A 13,308-nucleotide genomic window follows, 5' to 3' on the forward strand; every position below is an offset into this window, starting at 1 on the left:
GGTGGTGACCTGCTCCGGGGCGGGAGCGGGGGCGGGACTGGTGCTGCGCGGGGGCACGCGTCTCCCTCGGGTGGTGCTGCTGGGTGTCGGCTGAGCCTACTCGGGGTCCTTACCTCGGCTACGCGCTTTTCGTTCCCCGCGCCCGGCGCCGACCGACCCGGTAGAACGGGCTGGTGAGCGACTCCCCCGCACCCCTGTCCCGGACCGAGCGCGCCGCGCTCGCCGACCTGCTCACCGAGCTGGGCCCCGACCGACCCACCTGCTGCGAGGGCTGGACGACCGCCGACCTGGCCACCCACCTCGTCATCCGGGACCGGCGTCCCGACACCGCCCCCGGCGCCGTCCTCGGCGGGCCGTTCGGTCGCTGGACCGAGCGGGTCGCGGCCCGCACGAAGCTGGAGACGCCGTGGCCGGAGCTGCTGGAGAAGCTGCGCAGCGGCCCGCCGGCCCTGCTGCCGACGGCGTGGGGCCCGGTCGACGCGGTGCTCAACACCGCCGAGATGACGGTCCACCACGAGGACGTCCGACGGGCCCAGCCCGACTGGACCCCGCGCGCCCTGCCCCGCTCGGCGCAGGACGTCCTGTGGGGCCAGGTCGGCTTCATGGCCCGGACCCGCTCCCACGAGGGCGGTCTCGAACTGCGCCGCAGCGACACCGGGGCGTCCAGGACCGTGCGGTCGGGGCAGCCGCTGACCACGGTGACCGGCGAGCCGCTGGAGCTGCTGCTGTGGGCCGGTGGCCGGGATGCCGTGGCGCGGGTGGAGGTCACCCGGGCCTGAACGGGCACCCCGGTCCTCGGGTGTCGGGTCGTCCTGTCGAGGTGTCGACGTGTTGACCCGGCGCCGGGTTCAGTCGCGCAGCGGCCGGTCGGCCTCGTGCCGGATCGGGACGCCGGCGGCATCGAGGGCCTGCTTGACGTCGCCGATCCGCATGTCGCCGAAGTGGAAGACGCTGGCGGCCAGCACCGCGTCGGCGCCGGCCTCCACGGCCGGGGCGAAGTGGTCGACCGAGCCTGCTCCCCCGCTGGCGATGACCGGCACGGTCACCTCACGGCGGACCGCCCTGATCAGCTCGGTGTCGAAGCCGGCGCGGGTGCCGTCGGCGTCCATCGAGTTGAGCAGCACCTCACCGACCCCCAGCCGAGCGGCCTCGACGACCCACTCGACGGCGTCCCGGCCGGTGCCGCGGCGCCCGCCGTGGGTGGTGATCTCGAAGCCGGAGTCGGTGACCGCGCCGTCCTGGCACCGGCGGGCGTCCAACGAGAGCACCAGCACCTGGTTGCCGTAGCGGTCGGCGATCTCGCTGATCAGCTCCGGCCGGGCGACGGCGGCGGTGTTGACCGCGACCTTGTCCGCGCCGGCCCGCAGCAGCTTGTCCACGTCGTCGGGGCTGCGCACGCCACCGCCGACGGTGAGCGGGATGAAGACGCTCTCGGCGGTCCGGCGCACCACGTCGTAGGTGGTGGCCCGGTCCCCCGAGGAGGCGGTGATGTCCAGGAAGGTCAGCTCGTCGGCGCCCTCGGCGTCGTAGACCCGGGCCATCTCCACCGGGTCGCCGGCGTCGCGCAGGTCGACGAAGTTCACGCCCTTGACCACCCGGCCGGCGTCGACGTCCAGGCACGGGATGACCCGCACGGCCAGGCTCACGGGGCCACCCAGGCGTCCGCCTCGACCTCGACGAGCATCGCCGGGTCGATCAGCGCGCTGACCTCCACCATCGCGGTGGCCGGCCGGGCGGCGCCGAAGAACTCCCCGTGCACCCGTCCGACCTCCCCCCACTGCGCGATGTCGGTGACGTACAGCCTCGTGCGGACCACGTCGGCCGCGCTCGCACCGACCCGCTCCAGGGCGGCCACCACGTTGGCCAGCGCCTGCCGGGTCTGCTCGGCGGCCCCGCCCTCGACCAGGACGCCGTCCCGGGTGCCGGTGGTGCCGCTGACCCACACCAGCTCGCCGGCCCGGACCACGCGGGAGTAGCCGACGACGTCCTCCCACGGGCTGCCGGAGCCCAGCCGCTGCACGCTCACGCCGGTGCGACCTCGGCGGTCAGCGCGAGCGCCTCGGGCAGCGTGAACTGCCCCGCGTACAGGGCCTTGCCCACGATGGCGCCCTCGACGCCGATGTCGGCCAGCCCGGCCAGCGCGCGGATGTCGGCCAGCGAGGACACCCCACCGGAGGCGATCACCGGGCGGTCGGTGGCGGCGCAGACCTCGCGCAGCAGGTCCAGGTTCGGGCCCTTCAGCGTGCCGTCCTTGGTGATGTCGGTGACGACGTAGCGGGCGCAGCCCTCGGCGTCCAGGCGGGCGAGGGTCTCGTACAGCTCACCGCCCTCGCGGGTCCAGCCGCGGGCGGCCAGCCGGGTGCCGCGCACGTCGAGGCCGACGGCGATCCGGTCGCCGTGCTCGGCGATCGCCCGGGCGCACCACTCGGGGCTCTCCAGCGCGGCGGTGCCCAGGTTGACCCGGCGGCAGCCGGTGGCCAGCGCGGCCTCCAAGGAGGCGTCGTCGCGGATGCCGCCGGAGAGCTCCACGTCCACGTCGAGCTCGCCGACGACGCGGGCGAGCAGGTCGCGGTTGGAGCCGCGGCCGAAGGCGGCGTCCAGGTCGACCAGGTGCACCCACTGCGCACCGTCGCGCTGCCAGGTGCGGGCGGCCTCCAGCGGGTCGCCGTAGGAGGTCTCGCTGCCGGCCTCCCCCTGGACCAGACGGACGGCGAGGCCGTCGGCGACGTCGACGGCGGGCAGGAGCTGCAGCGTGGGCACGTGCACAGCCTAGGGAAGCCCTCCGACACGACTGTCGGACCTGTCGGGCAGGGTCCCGGGGTGTGGAGTTCAGCGAAGTCGTGCGCCGCCGCCGGATGGTCCGTGACTACGACCCGGACCGCCCGGTGCCGCCCGAGGTGCGGGACCGGCTGCTCGAACACGCGATCCGGGCGCCCAGTGCCGGGTTCAGCCAGGGCTGGGCCTTCCTGGTGCTGGAGAGCGCCGCCGAACGGGACGCCTTCTGGGCCGCGACCACCGGCGCCGGCACACCCGACGGCTGGCTGACCCGGATGCGCCGGGCCCCGCTGCTGGTGGTCCCGTTCAGCCACAAGGCCGCCTACCTGGACCGGTACGCCGAACCGGACAAGGGCTGGACCGACCGGGACGAGTCCCGCTGGCCGGTCCCGTACTGGGACGTGGACACCGGCATGGCCTCCCTGCTGATGCTGCTCACCGCGGTGGACGAGGGCCTGGGCGCCTGCTTCTTCGGGGTGCCGCCCGAGCGGGTCGCGGGCCTGCGGGCGGCGTTCGGCGTCCCGGACGCCCACTCCCCCGTCGGGTGCCTCTCCATCGGGTACCCCGGCCCCGACGACCGGCGCTCACCGTCACTGCGCCGGGGGCGGCGCGGGACCGACGAGGTCGTGCACCGCGGCCGCTGGTGAGCCGACCTGCGCACACTGGGCCGGTGGACAACGACGGGACGGGCAGCTCCGGCTGGACCCGCGCCCTGCCGGCCCGGGCCGGCCGGCGCACCAACCTGGCACTGCTGGGCCTGCTGCTGGTCGCCGGCGGCACCGGGGTGCTCGGCTTCGCCGTCGGGACGCCGACCGCCGGCCGGGTCACCGCCGTCGCGCACGGCGCCGCCGGGCTGGGCATGCTGCTGCTCCTGCCCTGGAAGACCGTCGTGGTCCGCCGCGCCCGGCGTCGTCCGGCGGTCCTGCGGGCCCCGTCGGCGGCCTGGTGGTTGACCGGTCTGGTCGCCGTGGTGCTGGTCAGCGGCGTGCTGCACTCCGCCGGCGCGGCCGGCATCTGGGCGACCTCGGGCACCCCGGTCGCCGCGTTGCAGGTGCACGTGGGCGCCACGATCGTGCTGGTCGTCGTCCTCGTGGCGCACGTGTGGGGCCGACACCAGCGCCCGCGCCCCACCGACCTGGACCGGCGGGTGTTGGTGCGCACCGGCGCCCTGGCTGCCGGGTCGCTGGCGCTGTGGGGCGCCGGCGAGGCGGTCTGGCGGGCCACCGGCACCCCGGGCGCTGACCGTCGGGGCACCGGCTCCCTGGAGCGCGGGACCGACGAGCCCACCGCCATGCCGGTCACCCAGTGGGCCAGCGACACCGTGCCGCAGTCGGTGGGCACGGACGTCCAGGTCGTCGCCGGTGGGCGCAGCGAGCGGGTCGCCGTCGCCGACCTCGCCGGGCAGGACACGGTTCGGGCCCTGCTGGACTGCACCGGCGGCTGGTACGCCACCCAGGACTGGGGCGGCACCACCCTGGCGCGGCTGTTCACCGACCGGTTCGGCGCCGACGTCCTCACCGACGCCGGCCACAGCATCGAGGTCACCTCGGTGACCGGCTACCGGCGGCGCATCCCGGTCCGGGACGCGACCACCACCCTGCTGGCCACCTCGGCCGCCGGTCGGCCGCTGTCGGTCGGGCACGGCGCCCCGGTCCGCCTGGTCGCCCCGGACCGGCGCGGCGTCTGGTGGGTCAAGTGGGTGACGAAGGTGGAGCTGGTCGAGTCCCCGTGGTGGCTGCAGCCCCCGTTCCCGCTGCAGTGAGGGCCGTCAGTCCACGGTGACGGTCGTGCCGACGACGAGCAGGTCCGAGGTGTGCGACCCGGCCACCCCGACGTCGTCGGGCCGGGCCACGAAGCCGGGCAGTTCGCCGATGCCGTCGCTGCCGTCGACGGCCCGCACCGTCACCGGGCCTGCACCGGTCACCCGGAGGACCACGTCCACGCCGTCGGCGGGCGGGGCGTGCACGGTGACCGTGAGGTGGTCGGCGCCCAGGGACTCCGCGGGGACGTCGCGGCCCTCGACGGCCGCGGCGTCCACCGAGGTGACCCCCGCCAGCCGGAGCACGACCAGCCGGGCGTCGCGCCGCGGGGCGATCCGAACGGTGACCTCGTCCCCGTCCCGCACGGCGGTGACCTCGGGCGCGGGCAGGTCCGCGGCCTGGGCGGGCCCGGTGGCCGCGCCCTCCGGCAGCACCGGGAACGCCTCTGCCAGGTCGGCCTGGCTCCCGTCCAGGTAGGCGCGCGTCCAGTCCTGCGGGCTCACCTCGGTGGACACCCACCAGGCCTGGCCGGTGTCGGCGTCCAGGGCGTACATCAGCTGCGTCGGGATCGGACGGGCGGCGTCGAACCGGTCGACGACCAGCCCGGTGACCACCAGCGCGACGGCCGCCACCAGGGCGGTCAGCGGCACCGGCAGACCGCGGCGCTCCCGGGGGAGGAGCAGCTCCAGCACCGGCAGCAGCGCCAGACCGAGCAGCACGGCGAACAACGCGGGCGCGCCGCCGGTGGCCAGGCCCAGCGCCGGGAAGAAGAGCACGACGGTGGGCGCGAGCACCAGCACCCCGACGGCGCCGCCGACCACGAGCGCGGGCAGCGCCAGCCGGGGGGCGAGCAGGGCGACCAAGCCGGCGACCGCGGCCGCCAGCGCGGGCACCGCGGCCAGGTAGGAGCCACCCGGGGCCAGCGCGGCCAGCACCAGGCCGAGCACGGCCAGCCAGACCAGGCCGCCCACCGCCAGCGTGACGGCGCCCAGCCGCCGGCGCAGCAGCACGTACCAGGTGAGCAGCACGGCCAGCACCAGCGCGACGACGCCGGCCCGGTACCAGCCCGGCTGCCACGGGTCGGTCATCCCGGCGTAGCCCGGCCGGACGGCGACCAGCAGGGCCCACAGCCCCTGTGCGGCCAGCGGGGCCAGCACCAGCGGGACCAGCCCGGCCGCGGCGCCCAGCAGCAGGCGCGGGGTGGTCGTCGTCCCCCGGCGGTGGGCGACCAGACCCAGCGCGAGGACGGCGACCGCCGCTCCCCCGGCCAGCGGCCACACCGACCAGCCGGGCAGGGACACCAGCTGCCCGAGCACCGGGAAGTAGGTGGCGTCCGACGCCGACGGCCGCCCCAGGTCGTCCAGGTCGGCGGCCCCCAGCGACCGGGCCAGGGCGAGGGTGTTGTCCCCCATCGCCTGCAGGCTGCCGGTGTCCATCGAGGCCGGGGTGTCCTGGGCGGTGTGGTAGGCCGCGGACCCGTCGATCCAGGCCGTGTTGAGCCCGGTGAACCGGCCGGCGTCCAGGAACGGGGAGAAGTCGGTGTCGTTGGGCAGCAGCCGGTAGACCTCGACGGCGAAGCTGGTCGCGACCGGGTGCACGGCGGTCTCGCCGTACACCCCGGCCAGCGCGCTGTTGCCCAGCGAGGTCTCGAAGGTGACGGGCGGGCCGCCGGTGCCGCGGGCCTCGTTGTTGAGCACCACCCCGCCGTCGCGGGCCAGCTCGTCCCGGGAGACGAAGGCCTCCGCGCCGCAGAGGCAGGCCTCCTCGGCATCGGTGAGGACCACGACCACGTCGTTGCGCAGCTGCGGGCCCTCGGTCAGCGCCCGGACGGTCTCCAGGATGCTGGAGACGCCGGCCGCGTCGTCGTTGCCGCCGGGGCCGGTCTCCACCGAGTCGTGGTGGGCGACCAGGAAGAGCCGGCCGGTGGGGTCGCTGCCGGGCAGCACCGCGACCACGTTGCGCACCCGCGCGGCCTCCACCTCGCCAGGCCCGTCGGGGTTCATCCCGATCGTGTCCTGCACCCGGACGTCGAGGCCCAGGTCGGTGAGGGTGTCCACCAGCCGCTCACGCACCCGGTCGTTGGCCGCGCTGCCGGTCACGTGGGTCTCGGCCGCGATCCACCGGACCTGCTCGAAGGCCCGGGCGGCGCTGAACCCCGTCGCCGGGGCGTCCGCCGGCTCGGGGTCCGGCGGTTGCACCGACAGCACGCCGAGCAGGGTGAGCGCGGACAGCAGCAGGACGGCGAGGAGCCCCGCCGGCCGCGAGCCGGTCAGGCCGTCGGGACGCACGGGACCTCCGGGGACGTGGTGGTGGTGCGGGTCACCCTAGGGCCCGCGCCGCCGCCGCCGTCCCGTGCTCAGACGGTGGCGAGCCAGTTGGTCAGCAGCGCGGCGCCGGCGTCCCCGGACTTCTCCGGGTGGAACTGGGTGGCGCTGAGCGCGCCGTTCTCGACCCCGGCGACGAACCGGTCGCCGTGCTCGGCCCAGGTGACCGCCGGCGGGGTCAGCGGCCCGGTGTCGGCGTGCTCCAGCGGGAACTCCCGGACGCCGTAGGAGTGCACGAAGTAGAAGCGCTGGTCCTCGATGCCGGCGAACAGCCGGGTGCCCGCGGGGGCCTGCACGGTGTTCCAGCCCATGTGCGGCAGCACCGGGGCCTGCAGTGCCTCGACGACCCCGGGCCACTCGGCGCAGCCCTCGGTGTCCTGGCCGTGCTCGACGCCGCGCTCGAAGAGCACCTGCATGCCCACGCAGATGCCCAGCACCGGTCGGCCGCCGGCCAGCCGCTTGCCGATGACCTTGGGGCCGTCCACGGCGCGGAGCCCGGCCATGCAGGCGGCGTAGGCGCCCACCCCGGGGACGACGAGACCGTCGGCCTCCATCGCGGCGTGCGGGTCCGCGGTCACCGTCACGTCGGCACCCACCCGGGCGAGCGCGCGTTCGGCCGAGCGCAGGTTGCCCGATCCGTAGTCCAGGACGACGACCTTCTTCACCCCTCCCACGCTACCCAGCCCGCGCCACCGGCCGCGCTCACGCCCAGGGCAGCACGGTCAGGGCGGGCCACTCCGCCTGCCAGCGGGCGGCCTTGGCCTCGTAGACGTGCCGGGCCGCCGGGCTCCCCGGGTTCGGCCGGACGACGAGGCCGAGGAGGTCGGCGAGGCCGTGCGGCGCGTACACCTCGCGGGTCGACACCGAGACCCCCACGCAGCAGCAGACCGCGGCGAAGTGGTCGATGGCGTCCCGGCAGTCGGTGAACGGCCGCGGGGCCGGGGCGTCGAAGTGGTCGGCGTACCAGAGGTGCACCCGGGCCTCGTTGCGCACCTCGACGGGCACCGGGCTGCCGGCGAACACCGTGGCGGTCCGCCGGATGACCGCGTCCTCGGCCTCCCAGGAGAGGTCGGGGTCGAAGTAGAAGAGGTCGGCGTCGCGGACGCCGGCGCCGGGCGGTCGGCCGGCCAGCCCGTTCCAGGCCGCCTGGAAGAGCACCCCGGCGGTCAGCCAGGCGTCGGGCAGCTCCAGCTCGCCCGCCCGGTCCAGCACCGAGGCGACGGTCGGGTCGGCCAGCACGAGGTCCAGGAACCGCCGCTCGTCCGACACCCTCCCCTCACGTGAGGGTAGGGTCCGCCTCGACTCGGCCCCGCGACTGCGCGGTGCGGCCCACTCCCCCAGCTCCACGACCGGAACGGTGCCATGACCACCACTGCCCTGCGCCCTGCCCGCACCCCGGGCTGGCTCGCCGCCCTCAAGGACCCCCGCCAGCTGCGCATCGAGGTGCTCGCGGGCCTCGTCGTGGCCCTCGCCCTCATCCCCGAGGCGATCAGCTTCTCCATCATCGCCGGCGTCGACCCCCGCGTCGGGCTGTTCGCCAGCTTCACCATGGCCGTCACCATCGCCGTCGTCGGCGGGCGCCCGGCCATGGTCTCCGCGGCCACCGGCGCCATCGCGCTGGTCATCGCCCCACTGGTCGCCGAGCACGGCCTGCAGTACCTGATCGCCGCCGTGCTGCTGGGCGGGGTGCTCCAGGTGGTGCTCGGCCTGATCGGCGTCGCCCGGCTCATGCGCTTCGTCCCGCGCAGCGTGATGGTCGGCTTCGTCAACGCCCTGGCGATCCTGATCTTCGCCGCCCAGGTGCCGCAGCTGGTCGACGTCCCGTGGTTGGTCTACCCGATGGCCGCGGTCGGACTCGTGATCATCTTCGGGTTGCCGCGGCTGACCACCGTCGTCCCGGCCCCGCTGGTCGCCATCGTGGTGCTCACCGCCGCCGCGGTCGCCGCCGGCATCGACGTCCCCACGGTCGGGGACCAGGGCGAGCTGCCCACCAGCCTGCCCGGCCTGCTGCTGCCCGACGTGCCGTTCTCCTTCGAGACGCTGTCGATCATCGCCCCGTACGCGCTGGGCATCGCCCTGGTCGGGCTGATGGAGTCGCTGATGACCGCCAAGCTCGTCGACGAGATCACCGACACCCCCTCCTCCAAGACCCGCGAGTCGGTCGGCCAGGGCATCGCCAACCTCGTCACCGGCTTCTCCGGCGGCATGGGCGGCTGCGCCATGATCGGCCAGACCATGATCAACGTCCGCTCCGGCGCACGGACCCGGGTCTCCACGTTCCTGGCCGGGGTGTTCCTGCTGGTCCTGGTCCTCGTCCTCGGCGACCTCGTCGCGGTGATCCCGATGGCCGCCCTGGTCGCCGTCATGGTCTTCGTCTCCATCGCGACCTTCGACTGGCACAGCCTGCGCACCATCCACCGCATGCCCCGCAGCGAGACCGCGGTGATGCTGGTGACCGTCGCCGTCGTGCTGGCCACCGACAACCTGGCCATCGGCGTCGGCGTCGGCGTGCTCACCGCCTGCGTCCTCTTCGCCCGCCGGGTCGCGCACCTGGTCACCGTCACCGGTGGGGACGTCGTCGACGGCGCACGCACCTACGTCGTCCGCGGGGCGCTCTTCTTCGCCTCCACCAACGACCTGGTCGGCCAGTTCGACTACGCCTCCGACCCCGCCCGCGTCGTCGTCGACCTCACCGGCGCCCACGTGTGGGACGCCTCCAGCGTCGCCGTCCTCGATGCGATCGAGCACAAGTACGCCACCCGCGGGACGACGGTGGAGATCGTCGGGCTCACCGACGAGACCGGGCACTACCACCAGCGGCTGGCTGGCCGGCTGGGCGGCGGGCACTGATGCGCGAGCCGGGCACCATGCAGATCGGCGAGGTCGCCGAGCGGATCGGGCTGTCGCTGCGGACCATCCGCCACTACGAGGAGGTCGGCCTCGCCGTCCCCTCGGCCCGCTCGGACGGCGGCTTCCGGCTGTACGTCGAGACCGACGTCGAGCGGCTGCGGGTGATCATGCAGATGAAGCCGCTGGGGTTCTCCCTGGAGGAGATGCGTGAGCTGCTGGAGGTGCTGGACGCCGGCGGCCCACCCGACCGGCTGGCCGCCTTCCGGGAGGCCGCGGCCGAGCGGGTCGCCGGCCTGCGCCGCCAGCTGGAGACCGCGGAGGCCTTCGCGAGCCGGCTCGGCGCTGCCCCTCAGTAGTAGCGCAGCACGCCCGAGGCGATGGCCAGCCCGGCCGCGACGAGCAGCACGACGACGACGGACCACTGTCCGCCCGTGCGGCCGTTCTCCGGGTCGTTGGCCTTGAACATCGACCAGGCGCCGCCCAGCAGGAAACAGCCGATGACGATCAGCCCGGAGGCGAAACCCACTTAGAGGGCGCCCTTGGTGCTGGGCACGTCGGTGACGCGGGGGTCCAGGGCCACCGCGGTGCGCAGCGCCCGGGCCAGGGCCTTGAACTGGCCCTCCACGATGTGGTGGGCGTCCCGGCCGGCGTAGAGCACCCGCACGTGCAGCGAGATGCGGGCGTTGAACGCGAAGCTCTCCAGCACGTGCTTGGTCAGCGACGTCGGGTAGTCCGGGCCGATCATCGGGGTCATGCCCTCGGGCTCGGCGTGCACGAAGTACGGCCGGCCTGACAGGTCGACGGCGGCCTGCACCAGCACCTCGTCCATCGGGATCGTGGCGTCGCCGTAGCGGGTGATGCCGCGCTTGTCCCCGAGCGCCTCGGCGAAGGCCTGACCCAGGGCGATGGCGACGTCCTCGACGGTGTGGTGGGCGTCGATGTGCAGGTCGCCGTCGGCACGGACCGTCAGGTCGATGCCGCTGTGCTTGGACAGCGCGGTGAGCATGTGGTCGTAGAAGCCGACACCGGTGGCGATGTCGCCCTTGCCGGTGCCGTCCAGGTCCACCTCGACCACGAGGGTCGTCTCTTTGGTGGTGCGCTCCACGCGCGCGGTGCGGGTCATGGTCGTCATCCTCCCAGGCCGTGCTCGGCGACGACCTCACCCAGGGCGGTGAGGAAGGCGTCGGTCTCCTCGGCGGTGCCGGCGGTCACCCGCAGCCAGCCGGGCAGCCCCACGTCGCGGACCAGCACCCCCCGGTCGAGCATCGACTGCCAGACGGCGGGGGCGTCCGGGAAGCCGCCGAAGAGCACGAAGTTGGCGTCGCTGGGCACGGTGGTCAGGCCCAGCCCCGGCATGGCCGCCACGATCCGGTCCCGCTCGTGCTTGACGGCGTCCACCGTGGCCAGCAGCTCGTCCGTGTGCGCCAGCGCGGCCCGCGCCGCAGCCTGGGTCAGGCTGGACAGGTGGTAGGGCAGCCGCACCAGCTGCAGCGCGTCGACGACCGCGGGGTCCGCGGCCAGGTAGCCCAGCCGCAGCCCGGCCATCCCGAACGCCTTGCTCATCGTGCGGCTGACGACCAGCCGGGGGCGGCCGGGCAGCAGGCTCAGCGCGGACGGCGTGCCCGGCCGGGCGAACTCGGCGTAGGCCTCGTCTACCACGAGCACGCCCTCGGTCACCTCGTACAGGGCGGTGACCGTGTCCAGCGCGACCGCGGTGCCGGTCGGGTTGTTCGGGCTGGTGACGAAGACGACGTCGGGCCGCACCTCGCGGACCTGCGCGACGGCCTCGTCGACGTCGATCGTGAAGTCCGCCCGGCGGTGCCCGTCGACCCAGGACCCGCCGGTGGAGGCGGTGATGAGCGGGTGCATCGAGTAGGACGGGGTGAAGCCCAGGGCCGTGCGGCCGGCGCCGCCGAAGGTCTGCAGCACCTGCTGCAGGATCTCGTTGGAGCCGTTGGCCGCCCACACCTGCGGGACCTCCACCGTCTCCCCCGACACCCGGGTCAGGTAGGTGGCCAGGTCGGTGCGCAGCGCGATCGCGTCCCGGTCGGGGTAGCGGTTGAGACCCAGCGCCGCCGTCCCCAGGGCCGCGCCGAGGTCGGCGAGCAGCCCGTCGGGCAGCGGGTGCGGGTTCTCGTTGGTGTTCAGCCGGTGCGCGGCCGGGACCTGCGGGGCGCCGTAGGGCGTCTTGCCGCGCAGCTCGGGCCGCAGCGGCAGGTCGTCGAGCGAGGTCACCGCTGCCGCACCGCCACCGCCGCGGCGTGCGCGGGCAGGTCCTCGGCGTGGGCGAGCACGTCGACGTGCGGGGCGATCTCGGCCAGCGCGGCCTCGTCGTACTCGATGAGGTGGATGCCGCGCAGGAAGGTCTGCACGGACAGCCCGCTGGAGTGCCGCGCGCACCCGCCGGTGGGCAGCACGTGGTTGGACCCGGCGGCGTAGTCACCCAGGCTCACCGGCGACCACGGGCCGACGAAGACCGCGCCGGCGTTGCGGACCCGCATCGCCACGGCCCGGGCGTCCCGGGTCTGGATCTCCAGGTGCTCGGCGGCGTAGGCGTCCACGACGGCCAGGCCGGCCTCCAGGTCGTCGACCAGGACGACGCCGGACTGGGCGCCGGCGAGGGCGGTGTCGATCCGGTCGGAGTGCTTGGTGGCCGCCACCTGACCGGGCACCAGCTCGAGCACGGCGTCGGCGAGGGCCTCGCTGGTGGTGACCAGCACGGCGCCGGCCAGCGGGTCGTGCTCGGCCTGGCTGATCAGGTCGGCGGCGACGTGCACCGGGTCGGCGGTGTCGTCGGCGAGGACCGCGACCTCGGTGGGGCCGGCCTCGCTGTCGATGCCGATCAGCCCGCGGAGCAGGCGCTTGGCGGCGGTGACGTAGACGTTGCCCGGGCCGGTGACCAGGTCGACCGGCTCGCAGGACCCGGCCCCGTAGCCGAAGACGGCGATCGCCTGGGCTCCACCGACGGCGTACACCTCGGTGACCCCCAGCAGCGCACACGCGGCCAGCACCCCGGCGTCGGGCAGCCCGCCGTTGTCGCGCTGGGGCGGGGTGGCCACCGCGATGGACTCGACGCCGGCGATCTGCGCGGGCACCACGTTCATCACCACGCTGGACAGCAGCGGCGCCAGCCCACCCGGGACGTACAGACCCACCCGGCGCACCGGGACCCAGCGCTCGGTCACCGTGCCGCCGGGGACGACGTCGGTGGTCACGTCGGTGCGGCGCTGGTCGGCGTGCACCTTGCGCACCCGCCGGACCGCCTCCTCCAGAGCCGCGCGCAGCGCCGGGTCGCAGGTGGCCAGGGCCTCGTCGAGGGCGGACTGCGGGACGGCGAAGTCCTCGGCGTCCACGCCGTCCAGGCGGGCGGTGATCTCCCGGACGGCGACGGCCCCACGCAGGCGGACGTCCTCGCACAGCGGGCGGACGGTGGCCAGCACGGCGTCGATGTCGGTCGCCGCGCGCGGCAGCAGACCACTGAGCTCACGCAGCCCCGGCAGGTCGGATCCACGCAGGTCGATGCGGGTGAGCACGGAGTTCTCCTCGGACGACGGACGGGACGTCCCAGGGTAGTTGCGCGCAGAGGCCGCCCACCGGCC

General features: G+C 75.0%; 15 protein-coding genes. 5 read left to right on the forward strand and 10 right to left on the reverse strand.

Features of this window, described 5'->3' with window-relative positions:
- Positions 1–173 precede the first annotated feature (173 nt).
- Entirely contained in the window at positions 174–779 is a 606-nt protein-coding gene (locus tag AC0IVP_RS15730; RefSeq protein ID WP_056299365.1) for a TIGR03085 family metal-binding protein, read from the forward strand.
- A 69-nt stretch (positions 780–848) separates the two neighbouring features.
- Here AC0IVP_RS15730 and hisF read toward each other — a convergent pair whose 3' ends face one another.
- From hisF to priA, 3 genes are read right to left on the reverse strand one after another with little or no spacing between them, the layout of a single operon-like run.
- On the reverse strand, positions 849–1,646 hold the full coding sequence (gene hisF / locus AC0IVP_RS15735; protein WP_471757720.1) for an imidazole glycerol phosphate synthase subunit HisF: 798 nt from the start codon (positions 1,644–1,646) through the stop codon (positions 849–851).
- The gene (locus tag AC0IVP_RS15740) at positions 1,643–2,026 is read right to left on the reverse strand and encodes a RidA family protein (protein WP_056299359.1); all 384 of its coding nucleotides are present in this window, start codon (positions 2,024–2,026) and stop codon (positions 1,643–1,645) included. The genes hisF and AC0IVP_RS15740 overlap by 4 nt, the downstream gene beginning before the upstream one ends.
- Positions 2,023–2,760 carry a bifunctional 1-(5-phosphoribosyl)-5-((5-phosphoribosylamino)methylideneamino)imidazole-4-carboxamide isomerase/phosphoribosylanthranilate isomerase PriA gene (priA, locus tag AC0IVP_RS15745; RefSeq protein ID WP_056299789.1) on the reverse strand — a complete coding sequence of 246 codons (738 nt, stop codon included), beginning with the start codon at positions 2,758–2,760 and terminating at the stop codon, positions 2,023–2,025. Before priA ends, AC0IVP_RS15740 begins: the two co-directional genes overlap by 4 nt.
- Before the next feature lie 62 nt (positions 2,761–2,822).
- Here priA and AC0IVP_RS15750 point away from each other — a divergent pair, with 62 nt between their 5' ends.
- Positions 2,823–3,422, forward strand: a complete 600-nt coding sequence (locus AC0IVP_RS15750; protein WP_056299356.1) for a nitroreductase family protein — start codon at positions 2,823–2,825, stop codon at positions 3,420–3,422.
- Positions 3,423–3,445: 23 nt separating this feature from the next.
- Positions 3,446–4,537, forward strand: a complete 1,092-nt coding sequence (locus tag AC0IVP_RS15755; RefSeq protein ID WP_471757722.1) for a molybdopterin-dependent oxidoreductase — start codon at positions 3,446–3,448, stop codon at positions 4,535–4,537.
- 6 nt (positions 4,538–4,543) lie between these two features.
- Here the strand turns inward: AC0IVP_RS15755 and AC0IVP_RS15760 are convergent, their stop codons facing one another.
- The 3 genes from AC0IVP_RS15760 to AC0IVP_RS15770 form a co-directional block, all read right to left on the reverse strand.
- Positions 4,544–6,823 (reverse strand): M28 family peptidase, encoded by a 2,280-nt coding sequence (locus AC0IVP_RS15760; protein WP_471757724.1) that lies wholly within the window; start codon positions 6,821–6,823, stop codon positions 4,544–4,546.
- A gap of 68 nt (positions 6,824–6,891) precedes the next feature.
- Positions 6,892–7,524 (reverse strand): imidazole glycerol phosphate synthase subunit HisH, encoded by a 633-nt coding sequence (gene hisH, locus AC0IVP_RS15765; protein ID WP_056299347.1) that lies wholly within the window; start codon positions 7,522–7,524, stop codon positions 6,892–6,894.
- A 37-nt stretch (positions 7,525–7,561) separates the two neighbouring features.
- On the reverse strand, positions 7,562–8,128 hold the full coding sequence (locus AC0IVP_RS15770; RefSeq protein ID WP_471757726.1) for a nucleotidyltransferase family protein: 567 nt from the start codon (positions 8,126–8,128) through the stop codon (positions 7,562–7,564).
- 93 nt (positions 8,129–8,221) lie between these two features.
- Between AC0IVP_RS15770 and AC0IVP_RS15775 the strand changes: the two genes are divergently transcribed.
- Positions 8,222–9,709 (forward strand): SulP family inorganic anion transporter, encoded by a 1,488-nt coding sequence (locus AC0IVP_RS15775; protein ID WP_471757728.1) that lies wholly within the window; start codon positions 8,222–8,224, stop codon positions 9,707–9,709.
- Positions 9,709–10,065 (forward strand): MerR family transcriptional regulator, encoded by a 357-nt coding sequence (locus tag AC0IVP_RS15780; RefSeq protein ID WP_056299339.1) that lies wholly within the window; start codon positions 9,709–9,711, stop codon positions 10,063–10,065. Before AC0IVP_RS15775 ends, AC0IVP_RS15780 begins: the two co-directional genes overlap by 1 nt.
- Here AC0IVP_RS15780 and AC0IVP_RS15785 read toward each other — a convergent pair.
- The 4 genes from AC0IVP_RS15785 to hisD are packed head-to-tail and all read right to left on the reverse strand — an operon-like array spanning position 10,059 to position 13,242.
- The gene (locus tag AC0IVP_RS15785; RefSeq protein ID WP_471757730.1) at positions 10,059–10,235 is read right to left on the reverse strand and encodes a hypothetical protein; all 177 of its coding nucleotides are present in this window, start codon (positions 10,233–10,235) and stop codon (positions 10,059–10,061) included. The two genes, AC0IVP_RS15780 and AC0IVP_RS15785, sit on opposite strands and share 7 nt — an antisense overlap.
- Positions 10,236–10,832 (reverse strand): imidazoleglycerol-phosphate dehydratase HisB, encoded by a 597-nt coding sequence (hisB, locus tag AC0IVP_RS15790; protein ID WP_471757732.1) that lies wholly within the window; start codon positions 10,830–10,832, stop codon positions 10,236–10,238.
- Positions 10,833–10,837: 5 nt separating this feature from the next.
- Positions 10,838–11,944, reverse strand: a complete 1,107-nt coding sequence (locus AC0IVP_RS15795) for a histidinol-phosphate transaminase (protein ID WP_056299335.1) — start codon at positions 11,942–11,944, stop codon at positions 10,838–10,840.
- On the reverse strand, positions 11,941–13,242 hold the full coding sequence (hisD, locus tag AC0IVP_RS15800; RefSeq protein ID WP_056299333.1) for a histidinol dehydrogenase: 1,302 nt from the start codon (positions 13,240–13,242) through the stop codon (positions 11,941–11,943). Before hisD ends, AC0IVP_RS15795 begins: the two co-directional genes overlap by 4 nt.
- Between the last annotated feature and the right edge of the window lie 66 nt (positions 13,243–13,308).

The sequence above is a fragment of the Klenkia sp. AC732 genome, assembly GCF_979256525.1.

What these genes read in the sequence shown, in the direction of transcription:
- AC0IVP_RS15775 (WP_471757728.1), top strand. Translation starts at nt 8,222, where the DNA reads ATGACCACCACTGCCCTGCGCCCTGCCCGCACCCCGGGCTGGCTCGCC.
- AC0IVP_RS15780 (WP_056299339.1), top strand. Translation starts at nt 9,709, where the DNA reads ATGCGCGAGCCGGGCACCATGCAGATCGGCGAGGTCGCCGAGCGGATC.
- hisB (WP_471757732.1), bottom strand. Translation starts at nt 10,832, where the DNA reads ATGACCCGCACCGCGCGCGTGGAGCGCACCACCAAAGAGACGACCCTC.